This window comes from Pantoea sp. ANP04, from assembly GCF_041982285.1.
Classification (GTDB): domain Bacteria; phylum Pseudomonadota; class Gammaproteobacteria; order Enterobacterales; family Enterobacteriaceae; genus Pantoea; species Pantoea eucalypti.
Genome location: NZ_JAUTYS010000130.1, coordinates 1 through 556, shown reverse-complemented (window position 1 = coordinate 556; position 556 = coordinate 1). Strand labels below are relative to the sequence as shown.

Sequence of the window (556 nt, the reverse complement as noted above, 5' to 3'; positions counted from 1 at the left end):
GCGCCAGTGGCAGGTCCAGGCGGCGCAGGCCTTCGGCGGACTCCTGGGGCCGCACCAGGCTCAGGCGCTCGATGGGCCAGCGCGGTGAGCCGGGATGGCTGGCGCTGCCATCGGTGACCGAAATCAGCAACAGTTCCCGGCCCGCGGCCGCCAGCAATTGCAGGAGGCCGCCGCAGCCGAGGATTTCGTCGTCCGGGTGCGGGGCCACGATCACCGCCCGCGAACCGGGCGCAACCAGGGTCTGGATATCCACGCAGGCCATCGCCCGCAGGTGCGAGGAGGCCTGCCATGCCTTCAGTGAAGTGCCGCGGCCGACAATCGGATTGGCTTTCACAGGCACCATCCTCCCCGGTCCGCCGCAGCGGCTTCGCTGGCCAGCTGTTGGCCGAGTTGGGCCAGGTCGCGTTCGGCATGGCTCTGGCGGATAAATACCGGCAGGTCGGCCAGCAGCCGGGCGAAGTGCCGGTCCAGGCAGTAGGGGCCCGCGCCCAGGGCCCGACCGACATGCCGCAGCAGGCTGTCGACGCTGGCTTCGGTCACGGCCCGGGTGCGCCGG

General features: G+C 71.4%; 1 protein-coding gene and 1 pseudogene. Both read right to left on the bottom strand.

Annotation, left to right across the window (positions count from 1 at the left end):
- Nucleotides 1–334: PIG-L family deacetylase (locus tag Q7C21_RS22720; protein ID WP_375151198.1), on the bottom strand; the 334-nt coding region annotated here is incomplete at its 3' end.
- Nucleotides 331–556, bottom strand: a pseudogene (locus tag Q7C21_RS22715) (hypothetical protein); the annotation flags it as partial. The pseudogene Q7C21_RS22715 and the gene Q7C21_RS22720, both read right to left, overlap by 4 nt.